Annotated in this window: 18 protein-coding genes; 12 read left to right on the forward strand and 6 right to left on the reverse strand. The window is 64.9% G+C overall.

What is annotated here, in order from left to right:
- Positions 1-450: 450 nt before the first annotated feature.
- From trxA to ABXS05_RS19380, 4 genes are all read left to right on the forward strand, one after another.
- Positions 451-1347 (forward strand): thioredoxin, encoded by an 897-nt coding sequence (gene trxA, locus ABXS05_RS19365; protein WP_311932871.1) that lies wholly within the window; start codon positions 451-453, stop codon positions 1345-1347.
- 127 nt (positions 1348-1474) lie between these two features.
- Positions 1475-2134, forward strand: coding sequence for an LON peptidase substrate-binding domain-containing protein (locus ABXS05_RS19370; RefSeq protein ID WP_311932870.1), 660 nt, complete (start codon positions 1475-1477; stop codon positions 2132-2134).
- A 12-nt stretch (positions 2135-2146) separates the two neighbouring features.
- Positions 2147-2347 carry a Trm112 family protein gene (locus tag ABXS05_RS19375; protein ID WP_367625056.1) on the forward strand — a complete coding sequence of 67 codons (201 nt, stop codon included), beginning with the start codon at positions 2147-2149 and terminating at the stop codon, positions 2345-2347.
- Between the two features lie 68 nt (positions 2348-2415).
- On the forward strand, positions 2416-3618 hold the full coding sequence (locus tag ABXS05_RS19380) for a serine hydrolase domain-containing protein (protein WP_367625057.1): 1203 nt from the start codon (positions 2416-2418) through the stop codon (positions 3616-3618).
- A 32-nt stretch (positions 3619-3650) separates the two neighbouring features.
- Here the strand turns inward: ABXS05_RS19380 and ABXS05_RS19385 are convergent, their stop codons facing one another.
- On the reverse strand, positions 3651-4538 hold the full coding sequence (locus ABXS05_RS19385; RefSeq protein WP_367625058.1) for a LysR family transcriptional regulator: 888 nt from the start codon (positions 4536-4538) through the stop codon (positions 3651-3653).
- A gap of 98 nt (positions 4539-4636) precedes the next feature.
- On the opposite strand from ABXS05_RS19385, the gene bla reads away from it, so the two are divergent.
- The 4 genes from bla to ABXS05_RS19405 all read left to right on the forward strand — a co-directional run bounded on the left by bla (position 4637) and on the right by ABXS05_RS19405 (position 9572).
- Complete coding sequence (gene bla, locus ABXS05_RS19390) at positions 4637-5521, forward strand: class A beta-lactamase (RefSeq protein WP_367625059.1); 885 nt, start codon at positions 4637-4639, stop codon at positions 5519-5521.
- Positions 5522-5641: 120 nt separating this feature from the next.
- Positions 5642-7198, forward strand: a complete 1557-nt coding sequence (locus tag ABXS05_RS19395) for a DUF4153 domain-containing protein (RefSeq protein WP_367625060.1) — start codon at positions 5642-5644, stop codon at positions 7196-7198.
- Positions 7199-7215: 17 nt separating this feature from the next.
- Positions 7216-7920, forward strand: coding sequence for a response regulator transcription factor (locus tag ABXS05_RS19400; protein WP_311932864.1), 705 nt, complete (start codon positions 7216-7218; stop codon positions 7918-7920).
- Positions 7917-9572, forward strand: a complete 1656-nt coding sequence (locus ABXS05_RS19405; protein ID WP_311932863.1) for a sensor histidine kinase — start codon at positions 7917-7919, stop codon at positions 9570-9572. Before ABXS05_RS19400 ends, ABXS05_RS19405 begins: the two co-directional genes overlap by 4 nt.
- Positions 9573-9586: 14 nt before the next feature.
- On the opposite strand, the gene ABXS05_RS19410 is transcribed toward ABXS05_RS19405, so the two are convergent.
- The 3 genes from ABXS05_RS19410 to ABXS05_RS19420 form a co-directional block, all read right to left on the reverse strand.
- Positions 9587-9895: a type II toxin-antitoxin system RelE/ParE family toxin gene (locus tag ABXS05_RS19410; protein ID WP_367625061.1), complete on the reverse strand. Its 309-nt coding sequence runs from the start codon at positions 9893-9895 to the stop codon at positions 9587-9589.
- On the reverse strand, positions 9831-10121 hold the full coding sequence (locus ABXS05_RS19415; protein WP_367625062.1) for a type II toxin-antitoxin system ParD family antitoxin: 291 nt from the start codon (positions 10119-10121) through the stop codon (positions 9831-9833). The genes ABXS05_RS19410 and ABXS05_RS19415 overlap by 65 nt, the downstream gene beginning before the upstream one ends.
- Positions 10122-10272: 151 nt before the next feature.
- Positions 10273-11208 carry a LysR family transcriptional regulator gene (locus ABXS05_RS19420; RefSeq protein WP_367625063.1) on the reverse strand — a complete coding sequence of 312 codons (936 nt, stop codon included), beginning with the start codon at positions 11206-11208 and terminating at the stop codon, positions 10273-10275.
- Between the two features lie 162 nt (positions 11209-11370).
- Between ABXS05_RS19420 and gstA the strand changes: the two genes are divergently transcribed.
- Together gstA and ABXS05_RS19430 are read left to right on the forward strand one after the other, a co-directional pair.
- Positions 11371-11997 carry a glutathione transferase GstA gene (gene gstA, locus ABXS05_RS19425; RefSeq protein ID WP_367625064.1) on the forward strand — a complete coding sequence of 209 codons (627 nt, stop codon included), beginning with the start codon at positions 11371-11373 and terminating at the stop codon, positions 11995-11997.
- Positions 11994-12689 (forward strand): glutathione S-transferase family protein, encoded by a 696-nt coding sequence (locus ABXS05_RS19430; protein ID WP_367625065.1) that lies wholly within the window; start codon positions 11994-11996, stop codon positions 12687-12689. Before gstA ends, ABXS05_RS19430 begins: the two co-directional genes overlap by 4 nt.
- Before the next feature lie 174 nt (positions 12690-12863).
- Here ABXS05_RS19430 and ABXS05_RS19435 read toward each other — a convergent pair whose 3' ends face one another.
- Positions 12864-14858, reverse strand: coding sequence for a CocE/NonD family hydrolase (locus ABXS05_RS19435; protein ID WP_367625066.1), 1995 nt, complete (start codon positions 14856-14858; stop codon positions 12864-12866).
- A gap of 115 nt (positions 14859-14973) precedes the next feature.
- A complete protein-coding gene (locus ABXS05_RS19440; RefSeq protein WP_367625067.1) occupies positions 14974-15873 on the reverse strand; it encodes a GntR family transcriptional regulator in 900 nt (299 codons plus the stop codon).
- A gap of 121 nt (positions 15874-15994) precedes the next feature.
- Between ABXS05_RS19440 and ABXS05_RS19445 the strand changes: the two genes are divergently transcribed.
- Positions 15995-17188: a C45 family autoproteolytic acyltransferase/hydrolase gene (locus ABXS05_RS19445; RefSeq protein WP_367625068.1), complete on the forward strand. Its 1194-nt coding sequence runs from the start codon at positions 15995-15997 to the stop codon at positions 17186-17188.
- A gap of 69 nt (positions 17189-17257) precedes the next feature.
- The gene (locus tag ABXS05_RS19450) at positions 17258-18817 is read left to right on the forward strand and encodes an ABC transporter substrate-binding protein (protein ID WP_367625069.1); all 1560 of its coding nucleotides are present in this window, start codon (positions 17258-17260) and stop codon (positions 18815-18817) included.
- The last annotated feature ends 17 nt before the right edge of the window (positions 18818-18834 follow it).

An 18834-nucleotide genomic window follows, 5' to 3' on the forward strand; every position in this document is an offset into this window, starting at 1 on the left:
CGAAAGGGACCTTCCCCATCGTCAACACCAAAAGGTATCATATTGAGGCAAAAGGCGATTTTCAGCCTTCCCGGTTCGTGTATGCAGGTTATATTAAGGGTGGCGTGAATTCGCCGTGATTTGAGTGAAGTTTCCGAATACGATTAAAAAACTTTAATCTTTAAAAATATCCCGGTAGTCGTCCGTGTATAGGTAACAATCTTTTCTTTCTATACGCGGCAGCCTGTGGCGCTCTTCAATATGTTGCGGGGCCGTTTTGCTGGTGGTTGACTACCGCCGTTACCCCTTTTGGGGGTTATTGGCGAAAAATAGGTACCAAGTTTCATTTGTTCCATTCTCGCAACAAGCAAGATGAAATTTATTGTTTCGTACGGCAATGGCATCTGACGGTTGCCTTCGAGGCGTTTTGCCCCCATCTAACCGCGGACGAAGCTTTCCAAGCGGGTAGGAATGATGAGCAACGACGCTGCCGGAACCAACGGTCTGATCAAGGATACCACCACCCAGACCTTCATGGCCGACGTGATTCAGGAATCGATGAAGCAGCCGGTGCTGGTCGATTTCTGGGCCGAATGGTGTGGCCCTTGCAAGCAATTGGGGCCGATCCTGGAGAAGGCCGTGCTTGCAGCCAAGGGCAAGGTCAAGCTGGTGAAGATGGATATCGACAAGCATCCGCAGATCGCCGGGCAATTGGGGGTTCAATCGATTCCCGCCGTCTTCGCCTTCTCCAAGGGTCAGCCTGTCGACGGCTTCATGGGGGCCATTCCCGAAAGCCAGATCAAGGAATTCATCACCAGGATCGCCGGTCCCGGCGGCGATCCGGATACGGAGGCCTTGCTGGCCGAGGCCGAAGCCTTGCTCAACGAAGGCGATGGAGCGGCAGCGGCTCAGCTCTTCGCGCAGATTTTCGAGCAGGACGCCGAGAACCTGAAGGCGATCGCCGGCCTTGCGCGCTGTGCGCTTGCCGCCGGAGAGCTCGATCAGGCCAAGGCCACGCTTTCGCTTACGCCAAAGGGCAAGGAGAATGATCCCCTCATCGCCAGCGCCCGGGCCGCACTGGAACTGGCCGAACAGGCCAGCGATGTCGGTGATCTGCAAGGGCTGGCGCGCCAGGTCGAGGCTGATCCAAAGGATTACCAGGCCAAGTTCGACTACGCCCTGGCTCTCGCCGCTGCCAATAGGCGCGAGGAGGCGGTCGACCAGCTGCTCGACATCGCCCGGCGCGACCGCAAATGGAACGAGGACGGCGCGCGCAAGCAGCTCGTGCAGTTCTTCGAGGCCTGGGGCCCGATGGACGAAAACACCATCTATGGTCGCCGCCGGCTGTCGTCGATCCTGTTCTCATAAATAGTGACGCGGCCCGCTAGCAGGCCGTAAGATGCCGCCCGGAGGTCGCGGTCGCGACCTTGAGAAACTGTCATGCCCCGTCCTTGGGCCATGACAGCCTCCAGGCCCGTTTGAGGAATGGCAGCCGATGCATCCCTTGTTCAAGACGGAGGCCGATCTGCCTCCTGTCGTTCCGGTCTTTCCCCTGGCCGGCGCCCTGCTGTTGCCGCGTGGCCAACTGCCGCTGAACATCTTCGAGCCGCGTTACCTGGCCATGATCGACGACGTGCTGAAGGGACCGCGCCTGATCGGCATGATTCAGCCCGAGGACGAGGAAAACGAGACGATGCCGCGCCTGTTCCAGGTCGGCTGCGTCGGGCGTCTCACCCAATTCGCCGAGACAGGCGATGGGCGCTACCTCATCCAGCTCACCGGCATCTCGCGTTTCAAGGTCCTGTCGGAGGAAACCGTCACGACGGCCTACCGCCAATGCCGTATCACGGCCGAACCCTTCGCCATCGATTTCACCCCGCGTGCCGGTGAAGAGGAGGTCGACCGCAAGAGCCTGATCGATACGCTGCGCGCCTATCTTGCCGTCAATCGCTTCCAGGTTGACTGGAACGACATTCACGAGGCCTCCAACGAGGCGCTGGTCAATGCGTTATCGATGATGAGTCCGTTCGGGCGGCGCGAGAAACAGGCGCTGCTCGAGGCCTCCTGCCTGCGGGAGCGCGCCGAGATCCTGGTCGCCATCACGCAGATCGAACTTGCCAAGAGCGGCGACGGCTCCGATACGCCGTTGCAGTGAGGATGAGTGCCGATGCCCACGCCGACACCGCACCGCCCACCGCCGCTGACCGATCCCAAGCTCCTGGAATTGCTGGTGTGCCCCCTCACCAAGACGACGCTGGAATATGATGCGGAAAAACAGGAGCTGATCTCGCGCGCCGCCAAGCTTGCCTATCCCATCCGGGATGGTTTCCCTATCATGCTGCCCGAGGAGGCAAGGATCGTCGAATAGGACGGCTGATCGAATAGATCGGATCGTTCCGTTCATTTGCCTCGATAGCCGAAAGGAAGACGCAGAGAATGTATGACAGCCCGCCGGAGCTCCAAGGATCGACACAGGAACCGACCGTTCTCGGCGCCGCCTCCATTCCACGCGAGGATTGGGACCGGGCGCCGTGGAACCGCTGGTCGTTCCAGCATGTGCGGGAACTGGTGCCGACGGCGCAGGTCTGGCGTGGGCCGGGGCCGGCCACGGCGCTGCCGGTCGCCTTGCAGGACATCGATGGGATCGCTTTTGAGAGCGACGGCCAGCCGGCAACGATCGGAAGCTTCTTCGAGGCGAATTACGCCGACGGATTTCTGGTGCTGCATCACGGCAGAGTGGTGGCGGAGCGCTATTTCAACGGCATGACGAGCCACAGCCAGCATCTGTCGCAATCGGTCGCAAAATCGGTGGTGGGTACGGTTGCCGGCATCCTGATCGGGCGCGGCGTGCTCGATCCCGCCGCGCCGGTCACCTATTATCTGCCGGAGCTGGAGACGACCGCCTATCGTGGCGCCACCGTGCAGCAAGTGCTCGACATGACGACCGGCGTCGTGTTCGACGAAACCTATACCGCGCTCGATTCGCATATCGCCAAGATGGACGTGGCCAGTGGCTGGAAGGCCCGCAAGGATCCGAGCTGGCCGACCCATGTCTTCGAGCTGATCCTGCAACTCCAGGCCAGCCAAAGTGTCCATGGCGCCATCTTCAACTACCGCTCCGTCGAGACCGACGTGCTGGCTTTCGTGCTGCAGAGCGCCACCGGCTTGTTGCTCCCCGAATTGGTGAGCCGAGAGCTTTGGTCACCGATGGGGGCCGAGGAAGATGCTTATTTCACCGTCGATTCCGCCGGCTATGGCCTGGCGGACGGTGGTTTCAATGCCACCTTGCGGGACTACGCCCGTTTCGCCCTGCTGCATCTCGGCGGTGGGGAGATCGGGGGCCGGCGCCTCCTTCCGTCCTCCTGGCTGGAAGACACGCGTTTCGCTGCGCGGCCCGATCTCTTCCAGGGCGTCTATCGCGACATTCTCCCTCGGGGCGCCTATCGCAACCAGTTCTGGATCGAGGATGTCGAGCGCGGGGCCTATATGGCCCGGGGTGTGTTCGGACAGCTCATTTATATCGATCCCGTCGGCGAGTTTGCCGCCGTGGTGCTGTCCAGCTGGCCGGAATTCCTGCACGCACCGCGGACGCGCGCCAGCCTGGCCGCGGTCCGGGCGATCCGCGACGCCCTGGCGTAGGCGGAGGGGCGCGCGAGGGGGCTTTTTCGAGGTCACGCGGGCAAGGTCGTTTGCGTCTGGCAGCCTGCCAGGAGCCAGGCTCGGAACGCCAGCATCGCGGGCGAAGGCTGGCGTGATTTGAGATGAGTCAGCCAGTATGAACCGGCGTGAACCTCGGTCTCGAAGGGGCGCATCAGCCGGCCGCTGGCCAAGGCGCTCGAGAACATCGCCGTCGGCAACAGGCCGACGCCGATGCCTTGGGCGATGGCCTCGGCCATGGTGACCGAGGAATCGAAGACGACGGCATGGGTGGCGGGGCCGCTGGATCCTGCTGCGGCGAACCACAATTGCCATTCATCCTCGCGATAGGATCGCAGAAGCACTTCACCTGCGAGATCCGCCGGCCGGCGCAACCGTTCGGCCGCGGCCGGCGCACAGACGGGCGAGAGCGGGGCAGGCATCAGAAGCATCGCCTCGGTGCCATGCCACAAGCCGTCACCGAAGCGGATGGCATAGTCGAGGCCGTCGCCGGCCAGATTGATGCGGTTGTTGTTGGTCAGAATGCGCAGGTCGATGAAAGGATGCGCCTCGCCAAAGGACCGCAGGCGCGGCAGCAGCCAGCCGGCGGCGAAAGTACCGACCACGCCGACCGTCACCACGTCGCGGAAATGGCCTTTCTCGAAGCGGTCGAGCGTGGCGCCGATGCGCCCGAAAGCTTCGTTGAGGACAGGGACGAGCGCCTGGCCTTCCTCGGTGAGGGCGAGGCCGCGCGGCAGGCGGCGGAACAGGCGCACGCCCAGGATCTCCTCCAGGTTCTTCACCTGGTGGCTCACGGCAGTCTGGGTCACCCTCAATTCGAGCCCGGCGCCGGTGAAGCTGAGATGACGCGCCGCCGCCTCGAAGGCGCGCAGGGCATTGAGAGGCAGATGCGAACGGATCATGGATCCCCAAATTTTTCTCAGGTCTGAGGCGATTTATCATCGTTTGCCCTCCGCTCAGACCGCAGCCATCCTGACATCGAACGGTGTAAGGAGTTGGTATGACCAGACGGAATTTCATGGTTGGAGCAAGTGCAGCCCTGTTCTTGCTACCATTCGGCGTCGCGTTTCCAGTGGCCGAATCGCGAGCCTCGACGGATTTCGCAGCGGCAATCAGGCGGATCGAAGGCGAGGTGGGCGGACGCCTGGGCGTTGCCGCTCTCGATCTCAAATCGCGCATGAGGCTGGCTTATCGACCGGACGAGCTCTTCCCGCTCTGCAGCACCTTCAAGCTGTTGGTTGCCGCTGCGGTGCTCGCTCGGGTCGACCAGGGGCATGAACAACTGTCCCGTCCGGTCCCGATCGGGGCCGCGAGGCTGCTGCCCAATTCGCCGATAACGGCCAGGCATGCCGGCGGCCATCTGACCCTGGCGGAGCTCTGCGAGGCTGCGATCACCGTGAGCGACAACCTGGCCGGCAATCTCCTGCTGGAAGCCGTCGATGGACCGGCCGGATTGACCCGTTATCTGCGCTCGATCGGTGACCCGGTCAGCCGTCTCGACCGCTGGGAGGTGGAGCTCAACGAATCGCTGCCGGGTGATCCGCGCGATACCACCAGCCCCGCAGCCATGCTGGCGGACCTCCAGCGCCTGCTGGTCGGAGAGGCGCTGTCGCCGTCCTCGCGCAGCCAGCTCACGGCCTGGCTGAAGGCCAGCCGAACCGGTGATACCCGCCTGCGGGTCGGGTTGCCCGCAGGATGGGCCTTCGGTGACAAGACAGGAACCGGCGAGCGCGGTTCGACCAATGATGTCGCCATTGCCTGGCCGCCCGGTCGTCCGCCCCTTCTCATTGCTGCCTATCTGACCGGCACGATTGCGGCGGCCGACCGCCGCAATGCCGCCCTGGCTGCCGTGGCCAAGGCCGTGATGGAGCATTTGCCCGCGTGAGCGCGGGAAGGGCGCAGTGGGTCCCTGCACGATTTCTGCACGAGGAGCCCACCGTGCCGCCACGAATGCTGTATGACGGCTGAACACCGGCGCAGCAGGATGGAGGCCATGGAGGAACCCATGCCGATCGCATCCGCCTCGCCGGGCCAGACCCTGCCGGCCCGCAACCATTCGCCCCTTCGACCGAGCTTCGTTCTCAAGGTCCTGGCCATCACGGTGCTGGCCGTCCTGGCCGACTTCGTCCTGTCGGCCGGGCAAGCCCTGCCGCAGGTGGGCAGCATCATCGGCTTCCTGGCTTTTGCCTGGCTTGGAGCGCTGCTGGCCTGCGACAGCCTGATGCGCCGCAGCCGGGCCAGTCGCTTCGCGGTGATCGGCGCCAGCCTGGCGGGTTTTGCCTTGATCGTCGAGCCGAGCCTGCTGGCCGGCCTGCTCTTCCTGACGGGATTGGCGCTGGCGCTGTTGATGCCGCGCCATGGCGAGTTCGGCAATGCGCTGGCCTGGGCCGTGCGCCTGCCCCTTTATGGGGTTCTCAGCCCGATGGCGGCCCTGCTCGATGCAGGCCGGCTGGTTCGGATCATGCGGTGGCGAGGAGGCTTCGCTCTTGGCGGGATCGCGGGGGGACTGCTCGTGGCCAGCCTCGGCTCGGTTCTTTTCCTGCTCTTGTTCTCCGACGCTAATCCCCTGATCGGCCTTGGTTTCGCTGCCTTTTGGGATGCGCTCGCCCTGCAGAGCGGAGGTACAGGCCTGTTCTGGCATGGTCTGTTCGTCCTGGCGAGCGTGGTTGCGCTATGGGCGAGCTTCAGGCCGCTGCGCCTGCGCCCCTTTGCCGGTGCCTCCACGCGTGCGTCGCTGCCGGTCCTGCCTTCCTGGCCCGGGATGGCGCCGGTGGTGATCGCGCTTGCTGCCTTCAACCTGGTGTTCGCCCTCCAGAATGCCTCGGACATCGCCTTTCTGTGGAGCGGCGCCAAGCTTCCCGAAGGCGTGACCTTTTCTCAATATGCCCATCGCGGCACGCAAGCCCTGGTTCTTGCGGCCTTCCTGGCGGCGGGCTTCGTGCTGGTCTGCCTGCGTACGGGCTCGCCATTGGCGGGCAAGGCGAGCGTGCGCCTGCTGGTCTATCTGTGGATCGGCCAGACCATGCTGCTGGTGGCCTCCACCATGGTGCGCATCGTCGCCTATATCGAGGCCTATTCGCTGACCTATCTGCGTATCACGGCCTTGATCTTCCTCTTCCTGGTGTTGACGGGATTGGCGCTGATCTCATGGCGTATCGCCCGCCGGCGCGATGGCGTGTGGCTGATCAATGCCAACGCCTTATGCCTGGCCAGCGTGCTCGGCGTCTGCTGCTTCGTCAATTTCGAGGGGGTGATCGCCCGCTGGAATCTCGAACGGCAGGGATCGCCGCAAACCTTCGAGCGGCGAGACACATTTTATGTGGGGAGCCTCGGCGGCACGGGCACGCTGCTGGCGCTCAAGGATGCCAGCATGGCAACCGACACGGCGCAGAGCCGCGATCTTGCCGAACTGCGCGGACTGAGGCAGGCGGTGCAGACCAGGCTGGAGGCGCAGCAGGTGGACTGGCGCCGGTGGACGCTGGCCGGCGCCTGGCGGCTGCAGCAGGCGGGACCCTTACCCGATCCGGCGCCGCCGAACCCCGCTTTGACACCTTCCCCTTGAAATGACATTCATCGCTCATGTCCCGCACCATTCTCATCGTCGATGACGATCCGCATATCCGCGAATTGCTGGCTTTCGCCCTTGCCAAGGCCGGCATGACCACGCACCAGGCCGGTGACGGCGAGGAGGGCCTGGCCAAGGCTCTCTCCCTCAAACCGGACCTTGCCATCCTCGACATCAACATGCCGCGCATGGATGGCCTCGAGGTCTGCCGCCGGCTGCGGGCGCAGAGCGAACTGCCGGTGCTGTTCCTGTCTTCCCGGGATGACGAGATCGACCGGGTGCTCGGCCTGGAAATGGGCGCTGACGATTATGTGGTGAAACCCTTTTCGCCGCGCGAAGTGGTGGCGCGTGTCGGTGCCATCCTCAAGCGGGTGGGCGCCAGGCCGGCCCAGGCCGTACCGGCATCGGTGCTGGCGCGCGGCCTGCTCAACCTCGACCCCGAGGGCTGGCAGACGCAATGGGCCGGGGAGCCGGTCGGTCTCACGGCCAAGGAGTTCCAGCTCCTGCAGATCCTGGCCGCGACGCCGTCGAAGGTCTTCTCCCGCGATGAGATCATCGATCGCCTGCACGGGCCGGGCTTTGCCATCACCGACCGTACCATCGACAGCCATATCCGGCATATCCGCCAGAAATTCTCGGTCGTGGGTGCCGAGGATGTGATCGAGACCCGGGCGGGCATCGGCTATCGCATCGGCGCCTGCGCGGGTAAGGCGGCGTGATCCTGCTCAGCCGGCTGAAGGACGCCATCAAGGCGCGCTGGCCGGCGCTGCGCCTGCGCTCGATCCTGATCGGGGTGCTGCTGTTCACCGCCCTGATGCCGGGCATCGGTGCCATCTTCCTCAGGGTCTACGAAAACGTCCTGGTGCGCCAGACCGAGGCGGAGCTGATCGCCCAGGCTGCGGTCTACGATGCGGCCTTCGATCTCGCCTGGCCCGGCCCAAAGCCGCTGCCGGTACCGCCCCCGACGGAGAACGATCCGAACGACTCCTATCGGCGGGACGATCCGTCAGCCGAGCCCTATTTCACGCCGGAGCAGCTGACGATCGATCTCAACACGATGCCGATCCTGTCCCAGCGCCCCCAGCCCATCGCTGCGTCGCAGGCGCCGGATGCGGAAGCGCTGCTCGCCGCCAACGCAATCACGCCGCTGATCGAGCAGAGCCGACGCACCACGCTTGCGAGTGCGCTGATCCTCGACGCCAGGGGAACGGTGCTCTCCGACGGGCCACTTCAGGGCCAGAGCTATGCCTTCCTGCCGGAAGTCCAGTCGGCCATCGCGGGGCGCTCGCAATCGGTCCTGCGGCGGCGCGGAGATTATGTGCCGCGCTATGCCTTCGAGGTCTTCAGCCGTGCCTCGGCCATCCGCGTGCATTATGCCCGGCCGATCAAGCTGGGGGAGCGCACTGTCGGCGTCCTCCTGCTGTCCCGCTCGCCTCGCGCCCTGTTCCGCGGGATTTATGACGATCTCGGCAAGATTGCGCTTGGTTTCGGCATCATCCTCGCCGTGATCATCGGCCTGGCCGGCCTGCTGTCCAGGGCCATCGCCAAGCCGATCGAACAATTGACGCTGGCGAGTGCGGAGGTCGGCCGCCACCTCGGCCGTGGCGGCAGCGAGGTCCCCCCGACGCCGGCAACCGCTACCATCGAGATCCGGGCGCTCTTCGACAATTTCCGGCGCATGGCCGTGGCCATCGACCTGCGCTCGCGCTATCTGCGCGATTTCGCCGCCGCGATGAGTCACGAGTTCAAGACGCCGCTGACCGGCATACGCGGGGTGCTCGAGCTGCTCGACGAACATGGCGACACCATGAGCGCCGAGGAGCGCCGGCGCTTCATCGCCAATGCAGAGGACGACGCCGAGCGCTTGTCGCGCCTGGTGGCACGGTTGCTCGAGCTCGCCCGTGCCGACATGGCGGATGAGAGCGAGGCCGTGTCTACGCCCCTGGCCGATCCCGTGCGGCGCATCGCCGATGCCGGTTCCGACGACCGATTCAAGGTCGAGGTCATCATCGATGCCGGCTTGCCCACCGTGCGCATTCCGGCGGACGTCCTGGAGGCGGTCTTGACGACCCTGGTGGAAAACAGCCGCCAGGCCGGGGCATCCAGGGTGACGATTTCGGCGGCGGTCGGCGACGACCATCTCGACCTTCAGGTCGCCGATGACGGGCCGGGCATTCCGCCTCACGACCGAAGCCGCCTGTTCGAGCCCTTCTTCACCACCAAGCGCGCCAATGGCGGCACCGGCCTCGGCCTGCCGATCGCCCGCTCCCTGCTTGCCAATAGCGGTGCCAGCATCGACTATGTCGACGAGGGTCCTGGTGCCTGCTTTCGCCTGCGTTTGCAGCGGAATGGGATGAGTGATCTGGGTTGAATGTCGGAATTCTTCTAGAGATGCCGGCCGATATCCATGCGCTGGTGCAATATGCGGATAATGTCGGTGGTTTGCCCCGCGCGGCGATAGAATACGATGTGTGAGCCGACATTATATTTGAGATAGCCTTCCCGGATCTCGACCGGGCGGCCGGTTTTCGTCCCGACCGCGAGCCCTTCGAAGGTTGCCAAGAGTGTACGGAAATAGCTGTCGGCTTGCTCGCGGGACCATGTTCGCAGTGTATAGAGCCAGATTTCCTCAAGATCGCTTTCGGCGAGTGGCGTGAGACGATAGCGGCTGCTTCTGTCCGGTATGCTTGTCATGCAACCTTTTGAGGAAGGCTTCACCGTCGAATGGTTTGGGAGACCCGGACTCCTCGCCGGCGATCAGGGCATCGCGCAGTGCCTGAAATCGCACTTCCTGCTCTTCCAGCAGGCGAAGGCCTGCCCGTACGACATCACTCGCCGACCCGTAACGCCCAGTGCCGACCTGTTCGTCGATAAAGGCCGCGAAGTGATCTCCTAGGGAGACAGAGGTATTGCGGGCCATGTCCATATCTCCAAATCGATACCAATATATATCATTGTCTGGTACAGGACCATGCCGATCGCGTTTTAGCGCAAGACATTTGAGGCCCAAGATCGGACGAGCTGCGTTTCGGGTTCGGTCAGCACAGGTTTGCGCACGCGCTTTCATCTTTTCATGACCTGACCGGTACCTGCCCGTCCGGGACGCCATGCCCCTCGAACAATCGCTTCTCCGCGGCGAGGCCGTTGCCGACCAGATCGAAGAAGGCACGGATACGGGCGGTGTTCTTGAGGTCGCCATGGGTGACGATCCACAATTCGCCCGTCAGTTCGGGCATTGGTTCGGCAAGGGCACGGACAAGGTCGGGGTCGCCGTCACCGAGATAGCAGGGCAGCAAAGCAAGACCGAGCCCGGCCTTGGCAGCGACGGCCTGGTTGACCAGGCTGTTCGAGCGATAGGCAATGGCGTCGGTTGGCAGGTGTTGCGCCAGCCAATCGGCCGCACGGATTCCTGCCGTCCCTTCCTGCCAGCCGACAAAGGTCCGGCCGGCGAGATCGGCCGCGGCAATGGCCGGGCCGCCATTCGTCGCAACGATGGCGGGCGAACCATAGAAGGTCCAGGCCATGCCGGCGAGCTTCCTGCCCCATAGATCGCCTTCCCTCGGTCGCACCGGCCGGAAGGCGATGTCCGCCTCGCGGCGCGACAGGCTGAGCACACGGTTGTCGATGGCAAGCTCGACCACGATGCCCGGATGGGCCTGGCGGAAGGCGGCGAGGTGCTGTGTCAGGCGGCTATAGGCAAGCGTTTCGGAGGACGTGACGCGCAGCCGGCCCGAGAGGCGATGGTCGCGGCCGGTGATGTCGCGGTCGAGGGCCAGCGCCTCATCCTCCATGCGTTCGGCCGCGACGGCCATGCGCTCGCCGGCGGCCGTCGCCTGGTAGAGGCCACCGGGCAGTCGCTCGAACAGGCGCAGATCCAGACGTGCTTCCAGGGCGTTGAGGCGCCGGAAGGCTGTCGAGTGATCGATCGTCAGGGCCTTCGCCGCTGCCGTGAGGCTGCCCGCGCGCTGGATTGCCAGCACCAGACGCAATTCGTTCCAGTCGTCCATGGCTTCTTCATAGCATTGCGACGGCTTGCAGTCACGCAAGCGCCACTGGTGCAATCCCAATTGGCCATGCGTACGTGCATTGCCCTAACCTTTGCGTCGAACAAACCGCAGACCTGCCGGATACCGGCGGGGCGGTCGCGTCAAACTGAAGGGAAATGGAACATGAAACTCTATTACGCCACCGGTACCTGCTCGCTCTCTCCCCATATCGTGGCGAAGGAGGCCGGCATCGGGCTCGAGCTCGAACGCGTCGACCTGCGCAAGACGCCGCATGTCACCGAACGGGGGGTGGATTACACCAGCGTCAATCCCAACCATTATGTGCCCGCGCTCGAACTCGATGATGGCTCGGTCCTGACCGAAGGCGCGGCGATCAGCCAGTATCTCGCCGATCTCAAGCCCGAAAGCGGTCTGGCCCCGGCCGCCGGCACGGTCGAGCGTATCCGGCTGCAGTCCTGGCTGAACTTCATCGCCTCGGAACTCCACAAGATGTACAGCCCGTGGCTGTTCCATCCCGAATATGGCACGCAGGCCCAGGACGTCGCCCGCACCAAGATCGCCGAGCGCCTCGCCACCGTCGAGCGCCATCTGGCTGAGCGCAGTCCATTTCTCCTGGGCGAGACCTTCACCGCTGCGGACGCCTATCTCTTCACCATCGTCGGCTGGTCGCCCTACACCAAGGTGGACCTTGCACCCTTCCCGGTGATCCGTGCCTTCATGGCGCGTGTCGGCGCGCGTCCGGCCGTGCAGGCCGCCATGCAGGCAGAAGGCATGAGGGTGGCGGCATGAGCAGCGAGTTCCGTCCCGCCAGGCTGACGCTCGTCAGCCATCATCTCTGCCCCTATGTGCAGCGCGCAGTGATCGCGCTGATGGAGAAGGGAGCGCCGTTCGAACGGCGCTTCATCGATCTTGCCGCCAAGCCGGACTGGTTCATGGCCCTGTCGCCGCTCGGCAAGGTGCCGTTGCTGCTGGTGGAGCCGGCGGGGGCGCCTCAGGCCGTACTGTTCGAGAGCAGCGTCATCTGCGAATTCGTCGAGGAGACCGTGGAGGGGCCGAAGCTGCATCCCGACGATCCGCTGGAGCGCGCCCGGCATCGGGGATGGATGGAATTCGGCTCCTCCATCCTCGCCGATCTCTGGGGCCTGGAGACGGCCACCGACGCGGTGGGCTACGAGCGCGCACGTGCCAGGATCGCAGACAAGTTCGCCCGCGTGGAGGATGTGCTCGGCAACGGCCCCTATTTCGCCGGCGACGCCTTCAGCCTGGTCGACGCCGTCTTTGCGCCGATCTTCCGCTATTTCGACCTGTTCGACACGCTTGCCGATACCGCCGTTTTCGCGGCGCTGCCGCGAGTCCAGGCCTGGCGCCAGGCGCTCTCGGTCCGCCCCAGCGTGCGCGCGGCGGTCGAACCCGACTATCCCGATCGGCTGCGCGACTTTCTCGTCCGGCACGATGCCTTCCTGCTGAAACAGGCAGCGTGAAGCGAGCGATCAAGGGTCTGTCATCCCCGGCCGAGCGTAGCGAGGGGAAGGGGATCCAGGGGCTCTGAACGCGATCTATGGCTCCTGGATCCCCTTCCCTCGGCCTTCGGCCTCGCCGGGGATGACAGATCCGTCAGCCTGGCGAAATTGGAAGGCACCGCCACGCCCGCCTCCTCACACCAGCCGGCGCGGGATCACCTCGTGGAAGCCGCGGTCAGCGATCTCGACCCAGTCCCGCAGGGCGCGGACCCGGGCGCTGATCTCGAAATTCTCGTCATCGGCGATCATGCGAGCCTCGGCCTCGATGCGGAACTCGATGCCGTCGCAGGTAAGCGTGCAGTGATGCGTCACCGTCTGGCAGGCGCTGTGTGGCTCGCCGTCGCGGATGGAGAATTCCCGGCGCAGCTTGTGGGCGAAATCGGTAGCGATCTCCTCGAACCGCATCGGCGCCGAGCCGAAGGCGTCGCCGTCGACCACCAGATGGGCGGTGCCTTCGATGAGGTCGAGGCTGAACTTGCGCTCGGCCTGGGGCGTGCCGCTCGCATGCACCGGGCCGGTTTCTGCCATGCTGACGGGCGGGAAGGCGAGGGCGGCATCCTCGCGCCGCGGACGGCGCACCGGCAGGATCAGGGCGGCTTCCCCGGTGCGGACCGTCAGCGTCGCCTGGTCGCGCGCCGGCCAGGCCATGGGCCAGGCCGAGGTCGCGATCGACAGGCGAACGCGGTTGCCGGCAACAAAGGCATGGGCGCAATCGTTGAGCCTGATCCGGACGGTCTCGAAGACACCCGGGGTAAGGGGCTTGGGCTCGGCGTGGCCGTCCCGGTGGCTGAGGTTGAGGATGGCGTAGGAGACGCGCTCGGACGAGCCGTCCGGCGCGACATCGCAAAGCCGCACATGGATCTGCGCCGTCGGCTGGTCGGAGGCGATTTCCAGCACGAGTTCGGGCGCGCCGAGGATTTCGGTGCGGTCGGCGAGCTCCTTGGAGTCGAAGACGAGGGACAGGCCGTCGTCGAGGCGCTGGTCGGCGGGCGCCTCGCCCGGCAGGCCCGAGCTCATCCATTCGCCGCCGCCGGCACCGCACCACAGCGGCGAACGGATAGTAAGCTCCGCGGCGGGGGCCGGCCGCCACCAGAGCTGGCCGGGCGACAGGAACATCGGACGCCGGGTGATCAGGCGCGAGGGCCAGGAGGCCTCGCCGATCCAGCGGCCGTTGCGGCCTTCGTCCGACGTGCCGCGCTCCTGCATATAGGCCCGCAGCATCGGCTCGGACATGATGCCGTTGTGCTGCCCCTTGAGCCAGTGATCCCACCAGCGCAGGGCCTCCTCCAGGAAGCCGATGGCAGGACCGGGCATGCCCTGATGCGGATAGTGATGGGCCCAGGGGCCGATCAGGCCGAGGCGCGGGCCGGGAAGATGTTCGATGAGGCGGGGTATCGCATTGGAATAGGCGTCCGCCCAGCCGCCAACCGCGAAGACCGGCACCGCGATGGCGGACCAGTCCTCGCACACCGAGCCCTGGCGCCAATAGGCGTTGCGGTGCTGCTGGCTGGCCCAGATCGCCGGAAAGAAGGGCAGGTGGTCGAGGCGCTGCTCCCAGGCCTCGCGCCAGCCCTCGCCATGGAGCGAAGGCGTGGGCGGCAGGGCCTGCCAGGCCATCATCGCCGAGCCCCACCAAAGATTGTCCGCCAGCAGGGCGCCGCCCATGAAATGCACGTCGTCGGCATAGCGGTCATCGGTGGAGCATACGCTGATCACCGCCTTCAGGGCCGGTGGCCGGCGGGCAGCCACCTGCAGGGCGTTGAAGCCGCCCCAGCTCTTGCCGATCATGCCGACCTTGCCGTCGCACCAGGATTGCTGTGCGATCCAGGCGATGACAGCGCAGGCATCCTCCTGCTCCAGCGGCAGATATTCGTCGTCGAGCAGGCCCTCGCTGTCGCCCGAACCACGCATGTCGACCCGGATGGCCGCGTAGCCATGCGCTGCGAACCAGCCATGCATCGCTTCGTCGCGCGAACGCGTGCCGTCCCGCTTGCGATAGGGGATATATTCCAGGATGGCGGGAACAGGCTTCGTCTCCGCTCCTTCCGGCAGCCACAGGCGCGCCGCCAGCTTGACACCGTCGGGCATGGCGATCGTCAGATGTTCGATGATGCGGACGGGATTGGGCATGCTTCACTCTGGATTGGCTGGACCGTTTCTCATAGCACGGTCGGGGAACGCAGGGCGACCACGGGCATTTTGTGACTTTGATCATCACGAAAGACACAAAGTGCCCGGGATGTTTCTAGACCAGGCTGGCATTGAGGAGATGGCGGCGCAGCAGCGCGGCGGCGACCTCGAAATCGGCGGCCTCCAGCCGGTCGAGTATCTCCATATGCTCGCGGCATGAAATTTCTACGCGATCCCGGCCATAGGTCCAGTCATAGTTCGACAGGCGCCGCAGCCGCGACTGGCGCCGGACCGCATGAGCGAGGTAGCGGTTGCCGGATGCGGCGCCGATGCCTTCGTGGAAGGCCGCGTTGGTTTCGAAAAAGGCGATGCTGGCCGAAGCGCTCCACTGGCCCGCCCGGGCAGCGGCGAGGGCGGCGGCATGGCGTTCGCGCATGTCTTCGGCCCATCCAGGTCTCAGCTTGAAGCCGGGCTCGAGGATGGCGGCCGGCTCCACCAGCATGCGGAAACGATAGCTTTCCTGATTGGCGCCGTCATCCCGTAGAAGATCGGCGAAATGCCAGCCATAGCCGGCTTTGCGCTCGACGATGTCGAGTTCCTCGAGCCGGGCGAGGGCGTCCCGCACGCGCTGGCGGCTGACGCCGTAGCGTTTCATCAGCTCGGCTTCCGAAATGTCGACCGGCAGGCTCTGGCGTTCATGGTCGTGGGCGATGCGCACCAGCAATTCATCGTCGAGGTCGGTACTGCGCGAGGGGGGAGGTGCCGGCTGCGGCGGCAGGGCGATGAGCTCGACGCCCCGGTTGGGCCGGCGACCCACGAAGCCTCCTGCGGCGAGCTGGTCGAGGGCGGCCCGGATCGGCGTGCGGGAGACACCGAGCTCCTGGGCGAGGCGGTTCTCGTTCAGCCGCGCCCCCGGCTGCATCGCCTCGTCGTGGATCAGGCGCACGATGCGGTCGAGCAGATCTTGCCGCAGACGGGTCGACGGTTCCTTGACATCCAACTCAGATTGTTTCATGTAATCACAAAATACAATTCATGATGCGTGGACCTGTTCAGTTCTGATGTATCAGGTCCCGCTGCGACAATGAAGGCTCGGCCTTCATCACAGGCACATGCAAAGTGGGAGACGGTGGAAAATGAGTTCGCGAAACGGTGATGGCACGGCGTCCTATCAGCCGCGGGTGCTGCCGCTTCCCCTGATCGAGGTTGCCGGTGCTCCGCGGGAGCGAGGCCGGCAATATGGCGAGCAGGCCGCCGCACGCATCCGGCACGGCATCGAGCATTATTCGGCCCAGTTGGAGGCGGCCAGGCTGCCCTGGCACGAGGTGGAGGGGCTGGTCTCGCGCTTCGAGCCGACCATCCGCGATTTCGCCCCGGCCTATATCGATGAAATGCGCGGCATCGCCGAGGGGGCAGGGCTGCCCTACGCGGCCATCGTGCTGCTGAATGCCCGCACCGAAATTCTCAAGCTTGCCGAAATGCGCGAGAACGGCATTGTCGCGCCGCTCGAAGCAGACGGCTGCACCGGCGCCGTCGTCCTGCCGCAGGCGACCGCCTCGGGCCGCCTGCTCCATGCCCAGAACTGGGACTGGAAGGCCGAATGCGCCGAGACCGCTATCGTCCTGAAGATCCGCAGCGAGGACGGTCCCGACATTCTTACCTTCACCGAGGCGGGCGGGCTTGCGCGCAGCGGCTTCAATTCAGCCGGCATCTCCATCACCGCCAATTATCTGGAAACGGATCGCGATTATCGCCGCCTTGGCGTCCCGCTGGCCCTGATCCGGCGCAAGGTCCTGGAGCAGAAGCGGCTGGCCCTCGCCATGCATGCCGTCTATGCCACACCGAAATCGGCCGCCAACAACATGATCGTGGCCCAGGCCAACGGCATCGCCATCGATTTCGAATGCGCCCCCGACGAGACCTTCCAGGTGCTGCCGCAGGCCGGGCTGATCGTGCACGCCAACCATTTCCAGAGCCCGGTCGCCCTGTCCAAGCTGATGGATCGCGGCATCGCCGACACGCCGGATTCGCTCTATCGCGACCTGAGGGTGAGGGCGCTGATCGAGCCCCATCTCGGCGCCGTCACCATGGACCATGTCAAGGCGGCGCTCTTCGACGATTTCGAGACGCCCTGGGCTGTCTGCCGCCCGCCGCATCGCGAAGGCTCCACCAACCTCTCGGCGACTGTCGCCATGATCGCGATGGAGCCCGCGCTCGGCGTGATGGAGGTGGCGATGCTGCCGGCTCTCAACCGCAGTTTCGAAACCTACCGCCTCGACATGGACATCCATGTGCCAAGCAGCGGCGTCCTGTCCCGGCAGGCCGCCTGATGGGCCGAGGCGGCGCAGACCGCCCGGCTCCACCACCAGCCCGACCTCAAGTCTGCATAGGGGACTGACATGACGAATCTTGGGATCCTCGCCGGTAGCGCGGTCGCCTTGGGATTGCTGGCTGGGGGGCCCGCCCTAGCCCAGTCGCAGGATGTGCTGCGCATCCAGCTCAATGCCGATATCCGTTCGACCGATCCCGGCATCAATCGAGACGCCAATTCCGACGCCGTGGTGATGAACGTGCTCGAGGGGCTGGTCGCCTTTCGCGAGGACGCCTCCGTCGGTCCCATGCTGGCGGAGAGCATCGATACCTCGGCGGATGGCCGCAGCTACACCTTCAAGCTGCGCAAGGGCGTCACCTTCCACGACGGCACGCCGCTGACCGCCGCGGATGTGGTGTTCGACTGGCAGCGCTACATGGCGCCGCAGAACAATTGGCGCTGCCTGCCGGAATTCGACGGTAGCGGGCGCATGAAGGTCACCGGCGTCGAGGCCGTCGACCCGCTCACGGTGCGCTTCACCTTGGCCGAACCCTCGGCTCTGTTCCTGACCACGCTAGCGCGGGTCGATTGCGGCGGCACCGGCATCTATGCGCGTAGCTCGATCGGCGCCGACGGCAAATGGGCCAAGCCTGTCGGCACCGGCCCGTTCAAGTTCGAAGCCTGGGTGCCCGGACAATATATCGACCTATCCCGCAACGAGGCCTATGCAGCCTTGCCCGGCAAGCCCGATGGCTATGCCGGCAACAAGATGCCCAAGGTCGCTGGCGTGCGCTTCATGATCATTCCCGATCCCTCGGCGGCCAAGGCGGCCCTGCTCTCGGGCGGCATCGACGTCATTCCCGATATCGCCGTCTCCGACATGGCCGAACTGCGCGCGAATGCGGATGTGAAGGTGCAGAGCAAGCCGACCATGGAGCTCAATGCCATCCTGTTCCAGGTCAAGGATCCGCTGCTATCGGATCCGCGCATCCGGCAGGCGCTCGCCCTCTCGCTTGACGTGCCGCAGCTCGTCCAGGCAGTCACCGAAGGCGAGGGCAAGCCGAACCGCTCGCTCATCCCCGTCAGCTCGGCCTATTACGGCGAACCCGAGGCGAAGATGCCGGAGCGCGATCTCGATACCGCCAGGAAGCTGCTGGCAGAGGCCGGCTACAAAGGCCAGCCGATCCGGATGCTGACCTCCAAGCACTATCAATATCTCTATGACATGGCCGTGCTGGTGCAGGCGATGGCAGAGGAGGCCGGCATCAAGATCGAGCTCGAAGTGCTCGATTGGGCGACCCTGCTCGACCACTACACCAAAGGGGACTATCAGGCGGCGGCCTTCTCCTATTCGGCCCGGCTCGACCCGTCCCTGTCCTTCGACATGGTCAGCGGCGACAAGGCCAAGGCCCCTCGCAAGGTCTGGGACAATCCCGCCGCGCTCGCACTGCTCAAGCAGAGCACGCAGGTCGCCGACAAGGCCCAGAGGCAGGCGCTGATCGACCAGATGGAGACGATGTTCCGCACCGACGTGCCGATGATCGCGCTCTACAACCCCGCGGCGAAGGGGGCGACGCGCGCCAATGTCGAGGGCTTCGAGGTCTGGTCGCTCAGCCAGCCGCGAGGCTGGGGCGTGATGCTGAAATAGCGCGCGCCCGGATAGTC

This window comes from Labrys neptuniae (genome assembly GCF_040797145.1).
In the GTDB taxonomy this organism is placed as follows: domain Bacteria; phylum Pseudomonadota; class Alphaproteobacteria; order Rhizobiales; family Labraceae; genus Labrys; species Labrys neptuniae.